Here is a 16,274-nt window from a genome sequence, read left to right on the forward strand (position 1 = left end):
CGACTACTCGACGACTTCCACCGGTGCTCCAACGGTTTCTTTTTCAGTCGCTTCCTCATTGCTCACATCCTCGGGAGCCCGAAAGCGGCGCATCATTCGGTCCTGAGCGTCAATCATGCGGGCCACGTAGTAGTTCGCAACCGCTTCGCCCAGATGCAACGATGCTCGCACGCCCGCTTTGTCGGCGATCACGGTAAACGCGGCGTTGGTTTCGCCTCCGAGATCCAGGCACGGCTGAAGCAGCGGCGCTGGTTTTTCGCTGGCGCCGCCCTGGCCGAAGTTGACCGTCATTGGTGAAGGCGGGAACCAGCCAAGATTCGCGTCGGCCCATGCCAGAAAACCGGCGATGCCCGTCGGTTCGTCTTCAGGCCAGGACAACCATTTTTCAACATCGACCTTCGCCGTCAGCAGCGGCGTACGAGCCACAAGGCCGGCTTCCATGCAGCGAGCCGCCGATTTCTGCAGCATCTTGATCGCGTTTTCGCTGCCCACTGCCAGCCACAGGCAGGAGTTCTCGTGCATCAGATAAGCATGAGTGATGCTTAACCCCGTGTGGCGTTGTAGAGCGGTGAGGTCAGATTCAGGGAGCGTCATCTGAATCACCGACCGCCCATCGATTTCAACCAGCTGAAACGCCTCCAAGTCTTTTGTGGGCTCGCCGGAGTTTATGATCAGCGTGTAGATTCCGTTCAGAAGATTCGGATTGTTATCCACCTGCAAACCACCGTAGAACACTCCGTCAGTTTCATCTGAATAGCCCACTTTCAAAAAGGCTTCGACAGTCCGGTGCTCGCTGAAGGAACTGAGCGATTCTGCCACTCGGGTTGCGGCGTCGAAGACAGTTGAGTCGTTGTTGGTGGCGTCCGCGATCGCCTGCAGCATCCACGCCGCGGCTGCATTGGGTACGCCCGCGGAATCTTCTGAAAACTTAACGCAGACATGAACGGTGGCCGCCGCGTCGTCGTTAACGATGGCGGCGAAGCGGGCGTTGCCGGAGGATATCTCGGCCAGTTGCTTCGTCAGCCCGCTGTTACGGCGTGCATCAAAGTTGATTTCTCCTCGCAGAGCCTGCTCTTCGTCGGTGGCGAGTCGCATCCACCCGTTGGTTTGTTCGACGTCGAAGATCACCGCCTTCACCACGGCCAGACCAAGTTCAAACGACGATTTCCGCAGATCGGCGGTCGTCTGCAATTCGCCATCGCGGCGCTGCATTTGAGTTCCTGCGGTGGAGTTCAGCATGTTCCAGCCCAGTTGCTTAATCGCCATAGGGATGCGATCGAAGAATGCTTCGACGCCCATGTCGTTGCGGCTGGAAATGCTGCTAGTCAGAGATTCACGCGTGGGTAGGTCCATGTCCCACAGCTCTTCAAAGCTGGTAGTGAAAAGCAGGTTGTCGTGAAAGCGGTGAAATTCAATAGTCGACCAGCTCTGCTCGATCTGCTCCTTTCCATCGTTCTCAACGACCTTCGCCGACTGCTGAAACGACCGCCTACTGCTGGCATTTTGCTTGTTGACCTGTTCCACATATTCTTCGGCGGTTTGGCCTTCCGGAACATCCATTGTCCAGCTGTTCTTTCGGACCAGCTTGTAACGGCCGTCTCCACCGGTTTCGACGCTACCGTTTGGTCCGAACATCTTTTTGCGAGCGTCAATCATGCGTTTGGCATCGGCGACATCGATAACCTGCTGAAAGTAGACCACTTCATACGATGGCAGCAGTCCCTGGACCATATACCAAGCCGCTCCATTGATCGGCACTTCGACTTTGGACCTGAACCCTTCAAACTGCTCCATTGGCATGGACTGAAACATGGCCTTCCCGATTTCCAGCCGCTTCGCCAGCGTTTGCATGTATTCAAACATGGTGACCTGAGTGATGTCGCGGACATAGCCGACACCCAACGGCTTTTCTGCCAACCGGCCACTCAATTGAGCCACCGCCGTGGACGTCGAACAGCACAGCACAAACGCCAGCACCACAGCTGCAACACCGCGGGAAGCGAGCAGTCCTTGACCGCTCCTGACAGAACACCATGCGGGACGAGGATGGACCATGGGAGGTTGTTCCTGAACGGGGTACCGAGATCGATCAGACTGGCCGGATGTGTAGAGCGATATGCCCCTCCAGGCATCTGGCAGTCTGCGAACAATTGTGGTGGTTTCGCTGGAGAAAGCCAATTGACGGAGCCAGCTATAACGAAACAAGCCCCGCACCAATGATGGTGCGGGGCTTGTAAATTGTTTAAAACGATTCAGAAACCTGTTGCTGCGTTCATTGGCCGCAGCATCAGAATCCTTGCGGGGCACCGCCTCCTCAGTAGTCGCAGCACAAGTTGCCCGTCACAGAAATTCAGGCAAATGCAGTGACTTCGCCTGGCGAACGAACCACACCTTACAGCAACCGACGGGAGCACCGCCGGCGCTTCAGTCTTCAATGCGTCGCCGACTTCATCACGCCAACCGTCCGCCGGTGCGTACCGGCACGGCCTTAAAGACCGACTTGCCAACGGATGAAGCCAGTCGCTTCCAACCCAGCTTCAGACAGAGCTTTCTCAACGGTCTTCTTGTCGTCTTTCGCGAATGGCTGATAGATGAGCACGCCCTTTTCCATGTAGAACTTGTTCATCTGGCCGTCGACGATTTTGTCAATGATGTTGTCCGGCTTGCCACTCGCTTTGGCTTCGGCCGTCAGACGATCTCGTTCAGCCTTCACATCAGCCGCATCCAATCCGTCTGCTGTACAGTGGTCGGGGCCCAAAGCCGCGATGTGCATAGCAACGTCACGAAGGACTTCAGAATCCTTTGCGTCGCCGGTCGCCTGAAACAGAACGGCCGTCTTGTAATCGTGGTGGACGTAGCCACCAACTGGACCACTGACGCGTGTGACACGATTCACAACTGTCTTTTCGCGGATCTTGTTGACGAAATCTTCGTAAAGCGACTGCAGCGTTGCGGAACCGCCTTCAGGCGTTTGCGACATCAGAGCTTCTGGTGAATCGGCGCCTGGGCCGTTCAACAATTGGTTAACCATAGCCGTGCCGAGCACTTCCAGTGATTCGCCGGTTGCGACTGGAGCGGATTCGCATTGAATTTCGACCATGGCCGCTTCAGAGCCGTCGTCTTTGATTGCGATGAAAATGCGGCCTTCTTCGGTCGCATTGTCGGCTCGCTTGTCCTGAATCTTTTTGAACTGTTCCTTCAGGATTCCGACGGCCTTTTCGGCGTCGCCATCTGCTTCAACAAGTGCCTTTTTGCACTCCATCATCGGCAGGTCTGTTCGTTCTCGAAGTGCCTTCACGGCGGCCGCAGTAATGTCTGCCATGTTAAATTTCCTTCAAAGGCGGGGCGGTGCCAACCGCCAGTGGGTTTGAGCGGACTCTCAGATTGTAATTGACGCCCCCGTTGGTCGCTGGCAACGGACGGGAGAACTTGACCAGGCGGCATCGACCGCTGGCGGGTTTGAGCTAACGCTCAGAATGTAAGCTGTTGCTCCCGTTAGTCATTGGCGAAAAAACGGGAAGCGATGTGTTCATTGAACAAACCGTGCGTGCTGCAGAAGGGGTGCACGTCGGCCTCAATGGCTTCCGCAAAGCCCTGTAGCCGGAGTGGCACATCCATCAATAAACACGCCGGGAGTCGTTTTGCTAACAAGTCCGGATATCACTGCGATTAAGCTGCAGGGCGTTAGCCGCGAGTTGCACTTTTGCAAAACCAGCGGCTAGCCCTCTTGCTGCTTACACGAAAACAGAATATCCGAACAAGCTGCTATGCAATTGACGGAACTGGTTTCGGTTCGTCGCTGGGGTCGGCCTTCTTCGGTTCGTTGGGACGAAGAGATTTCCCCTGCTTGATCGCGTCGCACAGGTGTTGAGCAATCAGACGAATCGACCGGAGACTGTCATCGTTACCTGGAATCGGCAGGTCAACCGTATCAGGATCGGAATCGGTGTCGATCAGAGCGACAACCTTGATGCCCAGCAGATGAGCTTCATGGACGGCGTTCTTTTCTTTATTCGGATCGATCACGACCAGGCATTCCGGCAGGCGATTCATGTCGCGAATACCGTTCAGGTTGCGATAGATCTTGCGATATTCACGCAGAAGCGTGGATTGCATTTTCTTGCTGTAGGTGTCAATCTCGCCGGATTCACGCATGGCTTCCAGCTCTTCCAGTCGCTTCAGGCGAGCTCGAACGGTGCGGAAGTTGGTCAGCGTTCCACCCAGCCAGCGTTCGGTACAGAATGGCATACCGCATTCGGTGGCCAATTCTTCCAGTGACGCCGCTGCCTGTCGCTTGGTGCCGACAAACAGAATCAGGCTACCATGGGCCGCCACGCGCATCAGGTACTTTTTCGCGCGGATGAGGCCGCGGATGGTTTCCTTGATGTCGATAATGTGAATTTGATTACGTCGACCGTAAATGTACGGTCTCATTTTCGGATTCCAGCGACTCGCGCGGTGACCGTAGTGGACACCTGCGTCCAGAATCTCTTTCACGACAATCTCAGCCATAGCCGATCTCCTGTGTTGTGCTTTCGCAGCTGTGAAAAGTGGCTGCAAAGCGTCTCAAACGCTGCAAATTTGCGTTTGAACAGAACAATTGTGTGAATGCTGAAGCGGACGAAACCCAGACTTCAACACGCAACACGTCATCGATAGCGAGCGATGACAAGGCTCGGCAACACCTAACATAAGGTGTCGACTTGTTTTACAGGCCGGGAGAATACCGACCGCCGGGTGATCCGTCAAACTGCGTTTCGCCTTATCCGTGCAGGACGGACGACTTTTCGCCGGTGGGAATCCCCCGTGATTTTACTCTTCAGAATCCTCCGATTCGTCCCCTTTGGGCTTGGGATTCAACAAATCTACTGACGTAATGCTGCTGCGGCCGCTTTCGGATGGCGAATCCAGTGATGTTTGAGTCGTCTGCCGGGCCTCCGGTGCCTCCTGCGGAATTCGCACCGCAAACATACTGCCCTTGCCGAACTCACTCTCCAGATTCACGTCGCCACCCAGCAGCCGCGAAAGCTCTCGTACAATTGACAGTCCCAGGCCCGTCCCACCAAATTCTCGCTTCACGTGATCTCGCTGGCCGGAGCCAGTCGCGCCTTGACGGAACTTTTCGAAGATCTCGCTCTGTTCGTGCATCGGAATTCCGATACCCGTATCTTCAACGCAGATCTCGATCATTTCGTCTTCCGTCCGCTCCGAGGTGACTCGCACACGACCGCCTTCCGGAGTGAATTTGATCGCGTTGGACAGCAGATTGGTCAAAATCTGCCGCAGTTTGCTGCCGTCCTGATGAAGTTCAGGGACGGGCTGAGTCAGATGGCGAATCCGCAGCTCAATATTTTTCTGGTCAGCCAACGGCATTATCTGGCTGCATTGACTGTCGATCAGTTCTTTCAGATTGACCGGCCCGGGCTGCAGCTTCATCTGCCCGCTTTCGATCTTCGCAAGATCCAGCAGGTCATTGATCTGCACCATCAGATTGCGGCCAGACGTGCGAATGTTGTCGACGTAGCGTTTTTGCCGATCGTCCAGATTGACGGCGTTCGCAAGCACGTCGCTGAAGCCAAGAATACTGTTTAGCGGCGTCCGCAATTCGTGACTCATTGTCGCCAGAAATTCGTCCTTCATCGCGTTGCTGCGAAACAGTTCCATATTCGCCTGAGCCAGCTGGTCGACTTTTCCGTCCAGATTATTGTTCAACACGCGCTGTTCTTCGTTGACCGTCGTCATGTGACGCAGCATGCGATTGAACGCCTGGCTCAACTCTTCAAACTCGTCCCCAGTATTGATCTCAGCGCGCAGATTCAGGTTTCCGCGAGCGATCTCGTCGCTCACTTCTTTTAGGTGCTGCACCGGCTTTACGATGATGTAACGGACGATTACGTAAGCCACCAGCATCGCCAGAAACGTCGTCACGATGGCAAACGCGAGCAGAATCGCGCGGTTACGGCTGAGTTCGCTTTCCATATTGCCGACGGGAATCGTGACGGACGCCATCGCCATCAACGGGTTGAGTGCTTCGCCACCTGCCTGCCGAGTCGCGTCAGCCGACGCAACATCGTCAGCGAATTGCGAATGGCAATACACGCAATTTGCGCTCGCTCGAACAGCCGCAAAAAATCGCAACTGCCGGCCGGTGTCCGGATTGTCGAAAAAGTAGTGCCGCTTGGCGCCCCCATTGCGAAATTCCTGCATGGCCTCATGAGCCTCTTCGCTATCCGGAGTTTCGCTCAAGCTGGTGAGATTCCAGCTTCCCGCCAGCTTGAATTCGTCGATGGCTTCGATCTTATTCATCAACTGCGGCCAGCCGGACATCGTGACTCCGATTTCCGGCGTCGGCGCGTTGGGACGCTTGCCTGGCTGCGGAGGCGGATCTCCGTCACCGGAGGCTTCTTCAGCCGACGCATCAGACCGGTCGTCGCCCGATTTCCCTGAATCGTCGATGGCTGCAGGCGACTCCGCTGGCGCGGTGGTATTCGCGACATCAGTCGTGGTCGGCACCGACTGTTTGATCGAGACGTAGCTTTTCATGTGCTGGCGCCACAGCATTTCGGGCACCAAAGCTTCGGCTCGAACAATGTGAGCCTGTTCGACCAGTTGGCGAGTGAGGCTCGCGTAGATCCAGAAGCTTGTTGTCAGCATGGTCATCAACGCCACCCCAAACAGACGACGACACTTCCGTTCGAGGCTGGTTTCACCCAGCAGCTTCTTGAGACTGCGGTAGTTGATCACGGCTTTGCTTTGATTTGCATATCTGTGCCGGAAAGTTGCGTCTGCAACTCAGCGATCACAGCTTTCATTGCCACTGCGTCAGTTGCGGTAATCCAGACGCCGAACAAAGACGTTGCGCAACCACACATCGCTGTTGTGGTCGGTGAGCATGATCTGCCCCAAAACGTTTTCCCCGAATTCCGGTTGGTTATTGAACTTACTCTTCGCAACATGCTCACGCCAGTCAGGCCCAGTCAGGCACTGATCAATCATCAACTGACCATTCACCCAATGCTGCACTCGTTGATTTTTGACACGAATTTTTCCCACGTTGAATTCGCCGTCCGGCTTCAGGCGAGTCGTCTGAGGAATTGGCGTCACAAGGTCGTACAGCGACGCCGTCAAATGTGATCGCGTGAGCTTCGGATAGGCGGCATCGTCCAAAATTTGATACTCCAACCCCAGCCATCGCTTGCCGTACGGCTTGACGCGATACTTGATACCGCTGTTTCCCTTCTCTGAAATTCGGAACTCAAACCACAATTCGAAATCGCCGTATTTTTCCCGGGTGACAATGTTGCCTCCCTTGCCGGACAGATGCAGCACGCCGCCGTCTTCTATCTTCCAGCCGTCGCCAACTGGATCACCGTTGACCTTGGACCACTGATCCAGCCGGTCGCCAGCGAGCAGGTTGTGGTACGTTTGAGCGGTAGCGGTCCCAGTCGGGCAGAGTGAAAAGAGAATCAGAAGCAGGGTTGGTATAGACTTCACGGCGGGACTTTCAGTTGGAAGGTATGAGGCGAGAAAGAATATCGCAGCGACTTTGAGGATGCCAGGCAGGGCTACGCTGTTCAGGCTCACAAAGTGGCAATTCGAGGCGCAGCCGAATAGAGTGTTGACTGCTGAACCGGACAACCGTCGCTCCTAAAAGGAATAAGTTCATGCCGATCGACATTCGCTGTAAGTGTGGCAAAAAGCTTCGAGTGCCGGACAAGTATGCCGGACGGACGGCGAACTGTCCGGGTTGCCAGCAGCCGATCTCGATCCCCGCTGCCCCGGCCGCCGTCGACGAAGAAGACTTCGTGGACGACTACGAAGAAGAAACCTACGACCAGGAAGAATCGGCCGCCGACTACGCCGTCAAGACGCCATACAACACCTTCGGCGATGATCCCGGCGCCGCTCGCTATTCGTTGAACGAATTCGTGGATCGCACGGTTCAGAAAGATCGCGACCAGGGTCTGTTCGAACTGGAAAGCGCGTACATGATGGAAGTCAATCTGGACGGCATGGTCTGGACCAAAATGGGAGCCATGATCGCGTACGTTGGCAATATGAAATTCACGAGGGAAGGAATTCTGGACAAAGGCGTCGGCAAGTTCCTGAAGAAAGCGATCACTGGCGAAGGCACTAAGCTAACGCGAGTCGAAGGTCGAGGCCGACTGTACCTTGCTGATTCCGGAAAGCGAATCAGCATTCTGAATCTGCAGGATGAATCCATCTTCGTCAACGGCAACGACCTGCTGGCGATGGAACCCGACATTGAATGGGACATCAAAATGATGCGTAAGATTACCGGCATGCTGGCCGGTGGTCTGTTTAACGTCAAACTGCAGGGGACTGGCATGATTGCGATCACGTCCCACTTCCAGCCAATGACTCTACGAGTTCGCCCCAACCAACCAGTGATCACCGACCCGAACGCGACCATCGCGTGGTCGGGCGGACTATCGCCGGAATTCAAAACAGACATCTCACTGAAAACATTTTTCGGACGCGGCAGTGGCGAATCAATTCAGATGCTGTTTCAGGGCGAGGGCTTTGTCGTGGTGCAGCCGTTTGAAGAGGTTTATTTTCAGCCGGGTTAAATGAATTCTGATTCATGCTCATTCCCATCAGCACCGATGCGCCGCTGTACCACTACCCGATTTCCACAGCGGGCTTGATTGTCGTTAACTTTTTGTGCTTCATCGTGGCCGGTGCCGGACACTCAAACGATGCATGGATGCTGCACTACGGCACCTTCAACCCGCTGGAATGGTTGCTAAGCATCTTTGCTCACATTGGCTTCATGCACCTGATTGGGAACATGATTTTTCTGTGGGCGTTCGGCCTGATTGTCGAAGGCAAACTCGGCTGGCGCAGGTTTTTGATCGTGTACCTGATTATTGGCATCGGACAGTCGGGGCTCGAACAAACGATCATGCTGTACCGCACCGATAGCCATGTCCTGTCAAGCATTCTCAACGTCGACAGCAAGGAAGAATTGATCGACGAAATTCTGGCCGAAGACCCGGAATACACCGAGGCCGAAGCCGAAGCCTGGGTCAACGCTTTCATCAAAGAATATCGCGGCTCGTCCTGCGGTGCGTCGTCCGCAATTTTCGGTCTGCTCGCCATTTGTACGGTGTGGGCACCGAAGAATGAGTTTCATGTCGTCTTTCTATTCTTCTTTCGCGTCTTCTCATTCGACGTCACCATCATGGGCTACGCGCTGTGGTACTTTGGATGGGAGGTTGTCAGCTTCGTCATGAGTGATTTTGGGGCAGGCACGGCCGCCTTGCACCTGATGGGCGCCGCCATCGGTTTCGGTGTTGGCGTGCTGTACCTAAAAAAGGATTGGGTCGACTGCGAGAACTGGGACTTATTTCGAGTCCTCTCTGGCAACTACGGTCGCTTCGCGGATGCTTCCACAACCGTCGGCAGTCACGCGGACCCCGTTCTGATGTTCGGCACTTCAGATGTTGCCGTCAAAGACAGCGTGCCGGACACCAGCCGCCGAACGAAGGTTTCGAAACGGCTCGCTGCAATCAACGACCTGATCGACGCGGGCGATTTCATTACCGCTTCCGAAAAAATGTTCGACCTGCGCATGCAGGACCACAAATCGCAGCTCACCGAAAAACGGTTAAAAAAACTAAGCCTCGGCCTGCTGCGCGCGGACATGCCGGACGATGCGGAAATCTACCTTGAGGAATACAACGAACGATTCCCGGAAGACGCTGCGTGGGCTCGAGTCCGGATCGCTCAGTTGTTGCTCACTCACCATAAACGACCGGCCGCGGCATTGGCGATGTTGAAGCAGGTACGTTTATCGCAGCTGAATGCGGAACTCCAAACACTGGCCAAAAAGGTCGCGTCCGTAGCAAAGAAGCTGGTCAAATCCGGCGTGGAAGATGCTGAGCCCGAATGGTAAACCGCTTTAGAGCAGTTTCCCTTTTGTTGTGGACAGTTCGGGCTCGCGGGAAACAGCCTTCGTCGTCCGAAACACTGGTGCCGCGGCCACAAGTCAGCGAGATTCGCTGTAGTTCGCCATGCCGTTGCTTTATGATTTTCCGCACCTGCAATCACCGCCGCCCGGACTTTCACGCCGTTCTTCACCTGGACCAGAAAGGCTTCGTCCCGTGACCATTGTTTTTAAGTGCCACGCCTGTGACAAACGCTACAAGGTCTCAGACGAACGAGCCAACAAACGTGTCAAATGCAAACAGTGTGGAACTGTGATCGAAGTACCGCCATTGGACGAGCCGGAAGAAGCAACCGACGGCACGGCGATCTATCGACACGAGGCGCGCGAGCGGGACTTCGAGCCGGCAATCGGAAACGAAAAGAACATTGAGGCAATCTCAAACCACATTGAAGCTCATGTCGGTCCCGTGGAAATGGTCTTTCACGAACTGATTTCGGACATGGTTCACGTCGACGTGCATTGGGTTGCCCCAACCAAAGAACGAAATTGGCACACGCTGATCACCAGTGGTATGAGTGACCGTGCGATGATCGTTCCAGACGAACTGGTACACTATGAATACGCAGAATTGATGATCTCTTTGCCGCCCGACTGGCCGTTGTCTCAGGAAGCCTTTGAAGATGAGAACAACTATTGGCCCGTTCGACTGCTAAAGGGACTGGCGCGGCTGCCCCACGAATTCGATACATGGCTTGGAATCGGCCACACGATTCCCAACGGCGACCCTGCCGAACCTTACGCCGAAAACGCCGCGTTCAGCTGCGCGCTGTTGATGCCGCCGATCGAAACCAGCGAAGAATTTCATGAACTCGAACTGGATGACGGCAGCGTGATTCATTTCTATGCTATCGTGCCGATGTACGAAGCAGAAACGAACTACAAACTTAACAAGGGCCTGGAAGCACTGATCGGACGTTTCGAAAAACACGGCGTTGGGGAAGTGGTGGACACCAGCCGCCGCGATACGTGTCGAAAACGTTTTGGTCTTTTTTGATTGCCACTTTTCAGTCTCAACCAGGAGTCTTTGAAGTTGCGCGTTTTCAGTCCCGGCGTGACGACACAACCTCAGCCGGGGCCGCAAGTCCCCGGAACATCATCGTTTAACCCGCAGCCGGAGGCGCAGGCAGTGCTCTGGCGGCGTCCACGACGACTCAGCTTCCGCTGTGACACAGCCGTCCCCGCCACGCCTGCGCCTCCGGCTGCGGGTTAAACGATGCGAAACAGGACAACTCTCAAACAGGAGTTTGGGACCGAACCTGGAATTACGACAAGGCCTCGATCTATGAAATCCCACGTTAAGAATTCGCTTGCCGGCGGATTTACCATCGCGTTGTTCGTCTTTGCGACCACAACGGCTGCCGCTGAATCTCGGTTGACTGCGACTCTCAGCGCACAAGGCAACGAAATCCACGTCACTCGTTCTGGCGAAACCCAGCCGCTGGTCACGCAGGTGGCGAAGCCCGACTTTCGGCCGTACCTGCATCCCATGGTCGCTCCGGACGGCAAAGGGCAGCTTACCGAATTCAGCCCGGGACATCACAAACATCAAACCGGCCTGTACTGGGGCTTCACACGACTAAACGGTCGCGACTACTTCCATCACCCGGAAGGCCGCTACTGGAAGCGAGTCTCCGCCACCGTGGTCACGGCCGAAGCAGCCGATGGCGTTCAATGGCAGACGGTTTACGATCTGCTGGACGAAAACGGCAACGCGGTTTTGCGAGAAACTCAGGACTGGACGCTCCGCGACTACGGAGACAGTTACGCGCTCGACCTGACATGGACGGGCGAAGCGCAAGTTGATGTGACCGTCGGCAAATTTGATTACGGCGGGTTGTTTTTGCGGATGCCGTGGAAGCCGGGCGTCAATGGCAAGGTTGTGAATAGTGCTCGCCAGGAAGGCATGCGGGCAGAAGGTCAACGAGCCGTCTGGGCGGACATCGGCATCCAACTGGAAGGTCGCGATGATCTGGCTCATATTGCGATCTTCGACCATCCAAAGAACAAAGGGTTCCCTCAACCGTGGCGAGTTGACGGGCAGCTCGGCATCGGGCCGGTACGAGCTCGCATGGGCGACTGGAAAATTGCAAAAGGCCAGAAGGAAGTCATTCGGCATCAAGTGATCGCCTTCACCGGCGAACTCGACGACGTAGCGCTGACCGAACGCTGGTCGCGGTTCTCCGGCCAGCTAATGGCGTGGGCGCAATGGCAGATCGCTCAGCAGGAAGGCCGGCGAGCTGAATTTTTAACACCGGAAAAGGCAGTCGAAAGCATGACGCTGAAGGACGGTTTCACAGCCAACGTGTGGGCGTCCGAACCGATGATGACGCAGCCGATGGCATTCTGCTGGGACGATCGAGGCCGAATGTGGATCGCCGAAAATCGTGACTACGAAACTCGACAGACCGGCTTCGCCAACGACGGCAACAGCCGCATTCTGATTCTGGAAGACACCGACAACGATGGCGTAGCAGACAGCCGCAAAGTGTTTCTGGAAGGCATTCCGTTTCCAGCCGGCATCGCCGTCGGCATGGGCGGACTTTGGCTGGGAGCACCGCCCAACCTGCTGTTCGTCCCCGATGCCAACGGCGACGACAGAGCCGACATGGACGACATCGAAGTGCGCCTGACCGGCTGGGGGATTCGCGATCGTCACGAAACCCTAAACAGTTTCCGCTGGGGACCGGACGGCTGGCTGTATGGCTGTCAGGGTTATGCCACGCCATCGAAGGTTGGCAAACCGGCTGGCAAAGGAAAGCTGTATAAGCACAACGATCCCTTCCCGAAAGACATCGCCTTCGACGGAGATCCCGTTGACATCAACGGTGGCGTATGGCGTTACCACCCGGCAAAAGATCGCTTCGAGGTGGTGGCTCACGGGTTCAGCAATCCGTGGGGCATGGACTTCGACGCGAACGGACAACTACTCATCACCGCCTGCGTGATCCCTCATTTGTGGCACGTCGTCCCCGGCGGAATCTATCACAGGCAGGGCGGCAGCCACTTCAATCCGCACGTCTACAGCGACATCCGCACGATCGCGGATCACCGGCATCGGTCGGCGCATGGTGGTGCTCGCGTGTATCAGTCGGACGCATTTCCTGACAAATACAAGGGCCGCATCTTCATGGCCAACATTCACGAACATGCGGTGCTGACCGATATTCTGGAACCCAAAGGCAGCGGCTTCGTCGGAAAACACGGCGACGAATTTGCACTAGCCAACAACGCTCAATGGATCGGCTTTAGCGTGGAAGTCGGCCCGGATGGAAACCTGTTTGTGCTGGACTGGCACGACGCGGACATCTGCGGGAAGGAAGTTTTAAACAAAGAGACCGGTCGCATCTTCCGCTTCGCACCGACAGAATCTGCGGCGCAGGACTTCCCAAATCGACATGCAGATTTGGCCACACTCAGCGACGTCGAACTGGCCGACCTGCAAACGGTAGAAAGCGTATGGCATTCCAATCGTGCTCGCGGGGTCCTGCAGCATCGAGCGACTCAGCGAACAATTCAGCCAGACGCTGTGGCGAAGTTGCGACAGATCTTTGCGGAAGGCGAAACCGATCGACGGCTGCGAGCTTTGTGGACACTGCACGTCACCAGCAATATGCCGCGTGAGCAAATGATCGCGTGTTTGCAGCACGAAGACGCAATCGTTCGAGCATGGGCCGTTCAGTTCTTATGCGAAGACGGCATGGCCACGGGAGATATCAAAGAAGCACTATTGCAAATGGCGACGTCGGAAAAATCGGCTGTGGTCAGACTGTATCTGGCTGCCGCTATTCAGCGAATTGAACCGACCACCGGCTGGCCATTGGTCGAAGCTCTGACACAACATGCGGAAGACGCGGACGATCACAACATTCCAAAGATGATCTGGTTTGGCATCGAACCGCACGTCACTCGCGATGTTGACCGCGCGTTGCGACTCGCAGCAAACTCTAAGATTCCGCTTCTCGTGCGCCATGTTGCTCGTCGACTCGCACATGAAGGCCAGTTCGAAAAACTGCTGGCTGCCGTTGCCGATGCGAAGTCGAACCAGCTCACCATGCTCCTTGGTGTGCGTGATGGCCTCGAAGGTCGCTACGACTTGAAGTCGCCCGCCAACTGGCCCGCTGTTTACGAAAAGCTGCGGGCCACAGGTGGAGAAACGGCCAAGGTCGCTCTGCAACTGTCACAGCAGTTCGGCGATTCGTCCGCCGCGAAAGTGCTGCTGGGAACACTGCGAGACCCCACTGCGGACGCTGCTGACCGACGCACGGCTTTAGACGGTTTGGTCGGACGCAAGCGAGCTGAAGTGAAGCCCGTGCTGATCGAACTTCTGGCCGACCCGGCTCTTCGCACGCACGCGATCCGATCGATGGCCGCCTTCGACGACGACAGTTTGTCCGACGTCCTGCTGAAGGAATATGCCAACTTCGCCGCCGAAAACAAGCTGGAAGCGGTTCACACTCTGGCGGCGCGAAGTGCGTCCGGCCGTAAACTTACGACTGCGATCAAAGACGGTCGAGTGCCTCGCCAGGACGTGCCCGCCTATGTCGCTCGGCTACTGCGCCGAGTTGTCGGGAATAGCTTTGTTGACGTATGGGGCTCTCTGGACGAACTGTCCAGTGACAAAGAAGCGATGTTCGCGAAGTATCATTCCCTGCTAACGCCGGCATCGCTGGCCAAAGGGAACGCTTCCACTGGTCGAGCCCTCTTCAACCGCACGTGTGCAGCGTGCCACAAGCTGCATGGACACGGCGGAAATATCGGCCCGGACATCACCGGCGCGAATCGATCAAATCTGGAATACCTGCTAGGCAACATTCTCACACCCAGTGCAATTATTCAGGATGCGTATCGCATGCAGATCATCGTCACCAACGATGGCCGAGTTTTCTCCGGTGTACCCGCGTCGGAAGACGAACGACAGTTGCGATTGCGAGTCGCCAACCAAACGGATCCGATCGTCATCAACAAGTCCGAAATCGAATCGCGCGACGTAGCCCCGGTATCGATGATGCCTGAAGGACTGCTAAAGACGCTCACGGACGAAGAGGTCCGCGACCTGATCGTGTATCTTCAAAGCCAAACGCAGGTGGCGCTGCCGTAGCTTCTCCAAAGTCAGATGAAAAAGCCGCTGCCAATACGCATCAGCAATAAGCCTGACGGCGATAAAGCGCGGCTCATGTCGCACGGGTCCGCTTAGTTCGCTATTGTCAGTCAAGAGAAACGCTGCTTCACATTTCTTCGTTTTACCGCCCCGCAGACAGATCCATGCAGAAAATTCTGATTCAGTTCGATACGGATTCTCACCCCAGTACTTTTGACCGCGTCGTTGCGGTCGATGCTGGTGTCGACCACTTGTTTAGCTACGGTGACGTATTACCCGAGAACGTCACCGGCCTTGTCCACGGAGCCATGTTTACTCGCGGCCCGAACGACCTGAACAACACGGCCATTTTCGTCGGCGGAAGTAACGTTGAAGCGGGCGAGAAACTCACGGCCAGGGTCACGTCGACATTTTTCGGACCAATGCGAGTGTCCGTGATGATGGATTCCAACGGCTGCAACACCACGGCCGCCGCCGCTGTGGTGGCGGCAAAAAAGCATCTCGATCTGGCAACGACGTCCGCCGTCGTTCTAGGCGGGACAGGCCCGGTTGGTCAGCGAGTCGCTCAGCTGCTGGCGGCGGAAGGCAGCGATGTAACGCTGGTATCGCGGTCCAAAGATCGAGCTGCCAGCGCGTGCGAAGCCATCGCTGCGAAAGTAGAGGGCGTAAAACTGACGCCTGCCGGCGCCTCATCCTCAGATGAATTCGTCTCGCTCTGCAAGGGTACGAAGCTCGTTGTGGCGGCCGGAGCAGCCGGTGTGTGCTTCCTTCCCGAAGGCACGTTGCAGTCTTTGAATGAACTTGCCGTCGCAATCGACCTGAACGCCGTGCCGCCAACAGGGATTGCAGACATTGGAGTTTCTGACAAAGCGAAAGAAGCTTCAAACACGATCTGCTATGGAGCCCTGGGTGTCGGCGGCACCAAGATGAAGGTTCACAAGCAGGCAATCGCCAGTCTGTTTGAAGACAACGACCTGGTGCTCGACACAGCTGAGATTTATCAACTGGCTTTGCAGGTCGCGGGGCTATCGACGACCGACTGAGTTTGCGCCGGTTGCGGGTGGGGCTCATTGCAGGTTACGGCAAGACGCTTACACCCTCAGAGCTATGACGAGAGATCTGCGGAACCGTAAAATTTGTAAGCAGGCGTGCAATTTCCATGCACGTGCGGAATAATCGCGTGTGATGACCAACCTCCGCGTT

General features: G+C 55.8%; 10 protein-coding genes. 5 read left to right on the forward strand and 5 right to left on the reverse strand.

Annotated features, from left to right (window positions below):
* Positions 1-3 precede the first annotated feature (3 nt).
* The 5 genes from Fuma_RS19330 to Fuma_RS19350 all read right to left on the reverse strand — a co-directional run bounded on the left by Fuma_RS19330 (position 4) and on the right by Fuma_RS19350 (position 7,494).
* Positions 4-2,055, reverse strand: coding sequence for a hypothetical protein (locus Fuma_RS19330; protein ID WP_145944258.1), 2,052 nt, complete (start codon positions 2,053-2,055; stop codon positions 4-6).
* 433 nt (positions 2,056-2,488) lie between these two features.
* Positions 2,489-3,322, reverse strand: a complete 834-nt coding sequence (tsf, locus tag Fuma_RS19335) for a translation elongation factor Ts (protein WP_077025569.1) — start codon at positions 3,320-3,322, stop codon at positions 2,489-2,491.
* Between the two features lie 443 nt (positions 3,323-3,765).
* Entirely contained in the window at positions 3,766-4,512 is a 747-nt protein-coding gene (rpsB, locus tag Fuma_RS19340; protein WP_077025570.1) for a 30S ribosomal protein S2, read from the reverse strand.
* A 300-nt stretch (positions 4,513-4,812) separates the two neighbouring features.
* Positions 4,813-6,744 (reverse strand): HAMP domain-containing histidine kinase, encoded by a 1,932-nt coding sequence (locus Fuma_RS19345; RefSeq protein WP_077025571.1) that lies wholly within the window; start codon positions 6,742-6,744, stop codon positions 4,813-4,815.
* Between the two features lie 78 nt (positions 6,745-6,822).
* A complete protein-coding gene (locus Fuma_RS19350; RefSeq protein ID WP_158521065.1) occupies positions 6,823-7,494 on the reverse strand; it encodes a 3-keto-disaccharide hydrolase in 672 nt (223 codons plus the stop codon).
* A 422-nt stretch (positions 7,495-7,916) separates the two neighbouring features.
* On the opposite strand from Fuma_RS19350, the gene Fuma_RS19355 reads away from it, so the two are divergent.
* From Fuma_RS19355 to Fuma_RS19375, 5 genes are all read left to right on the forward strand, one after another.
* Positions 7,917-8,591: an AIM24 family protein gene (locus tag Fuma_RS19355; RefSeq protein WP_077028425.1), complete on the forward strand. Its 675-nt coding sequence runs from the start codon at positions 7,917-7,919 to the stop codon at positions 8,589-8,591.
* A 14-nt stretch (positions 8,592-8,605) separates the two neighbouring features.
* Positions 8,606-9,919, forward strand: a complete 1,314-nt coding sequence (locus tag Fuma_RS19360) for a rhomboid family intramembrane serine protease (protein ID WP_077025573.1) — start codon at positions 8,606-8,608, stop codon at positions 9,917-9,919.
* A gap of 208 nt (positions 9,920-10,127) precedes the next feature.
* Positions 10,128-10,967, forward strand: a complete 840-nt coding sequence (locus Fuma_RS19365) for a suppressor of fused domain protein (RefSeq protein ID WP_218922209.1) — start codon at positions 10,128-10,130, stop codon at positions 10,965-10,967.
* 288 nt (positions 10,968-11,255) lie between these two features.
* Positions 11,256-15,071: a PVC-type heme-binding CxxCH protein gene (locus tag Fuma_RS19370; protein WP_077025574.1), complete on the forward strand. Its 3,816-nt coding sequence runs from the start codon at positions 11,256-11,258 to the stop codon at positions 15,069-15,071.
* A 164-nt stretch (positions 15,072-15,235) separates the two neighbouring features.
* Positions 15,236-16,114 (forward strand): NAD(P)-dependent methylenetetrahydromethanopterin dehydrogenase, encoded by an 879-nt coding sequence (locus Fuma_RS19375; protein WP_077025575.1) that lies wholly within the window; start codon positions 15,236-15,238, stop codon positions 16,112-16,114.
* The last annotated feature ends 160 nt before the right edge of the window (positions 16,115-16,274 follow it).

This window comes from Fuerstiella marisgermanici (assembly GCF_001983935.1).
Taxonomy (GTDB): Bacteria; Planctomycetota; Planctomycetia; order Planctomycetales; family Planctomycetaceae; genus Fuerstiella; species Fuerstiella marisgermanici.

Bases quoted from the DNA above. Each gene is read 5' to 3' on its own strand.
- Fuma_RS19370 (WP_077025574.1), top strand. From the start codon at position 11,256: ATGAAATCCCACGTTAAGAATTCGCTTGCCGGCGGATTTACCATCGCG.
- Fuma_RS19330 (WP_145944258.1), bottom strand. From the start codon at position 2,055: ATGGTCCATCCTCGTCCCGCATGGTGTTCTGTCAGGAGCGGTCAAGGA.
- tsf (WP_077025569.1), bottom strand. From the start codon at position 3,322: ATGGCAGACATTACTGCGGCCGCCGTGAAGGCACTTCGAGAACGAACA.
- rpsB (WP_077025570.1), bottom strand. From the start codon at position 4,512: ATGGCTGAGATTGTCGTGAAAGAGATTCTGGACGCAGGTGTCCACTAC.
- Fuma_RS19375 (WP_077025575.1), top strand. From the start codon at position 15,236: ATGCAGAAAATTCTGATTCAGTTCGATACGGATTCTCACCCCAGTACT.
- Fuma_RS19360 (WP_077025573.1), top strand. From the start codon at position 8,606: ATGCTCATTCCCATCAGCACCGATGCGCCGCTGTACCACTACCCGATT.